The following is an 834-nucleotide window of genomic DNA, read 5'->3' as shown; positions in this document are numbered from 1 at the left end:
GCCGAGCGTCTCTCGCACATGTTGCGCGATAGTGCACCGGCCGCGCTGCTCACTCAACGGGCGCTGCTCGATGCGCTGCCCCAGCACACCGTGCCCGTGCTCCTGCTCGACGATCCCGATGCCGCAGCCATGCTGCGCGCCTACCCGGCTCACAATCCCGATCCCCTGACCCTCGGCCTGTCCTCGCACAATCTCGCCTACGTCATCTACACCTCCGGCTCCACCGGCACGCCTAAGGGTGTCATGGTCGAGCATCGTTCGGTGGTCAACTTCTGGCTCGAACTGAGCCGTACCACGCACAGTGCGCTCCCGCAACGTGCTCGGATCGCCCTTAACGCCGCCTTCTCGTTCGACATGTCGATCAAAGGGCTATCACAACTCCTGTCCGGTCACTGCCTCGTACTGGTTCCCCAGCTCATTCGGGCGAGCGGTGCAGAGATGGTTCATTTCCTTGCCCACCACCGAATCGACGCCTTTGATAGCACCCCGTCGCAACTGGAAATGCTGCTGACAGACGGCTTGCTCGAACATCCCGACTACGTACCTCGAAGCGTGCTGCTGGGTGGCGAGCCGGTAAGTCCGTCACTTTGGAACAGACTTCGCGGCTGCAATTCGGTCCGGTTCTACAATATGTACGGCCCCACTGAATGCACTGTGGATGCCACCATAGGATTATTGCAGGAACTCGGCGAGCGCCCCAGCATTGGCCGGCCGATCGCCAACACGCAGGTCTACCTCCTGGATAGGCAAGGCCAGCCGGTACCGATCGGGGTGACCGGTGAAATCCATATCGGCGGCATCGGCCTCGCCCGCGGCTACCTCGGTCAACCCGAC

1 protein-coding gene is annotated in these 834 nt (G+C 62.1%); it reads left to right on the top strand.

The genetic code is table 11. The annotated features are described in order from the left end of the window. Positions 1 to 834: AMP-binding protein (locus tag AP428_RS34295; RefSeq protein ID WP_156349374.1), on the top strand; the 834-nt coding region annotated here is incomplete at both ends.

Source organism: Burkholderia sp. E168m22 (assembly GCF_001319805.1).
Taxonomy (GTDB): Bacteria; Pseudomonadota; Gammaproteobacteria; order Burkholderiales; family Burkholderiaceae; genus Burkholderia; species Burkholderia orbicola.
The sequence above is the reverse complement of the archived record's forward strand: the minus strand, read 5'-3'. Positions and strand labels throughout refer to the sequence as shown.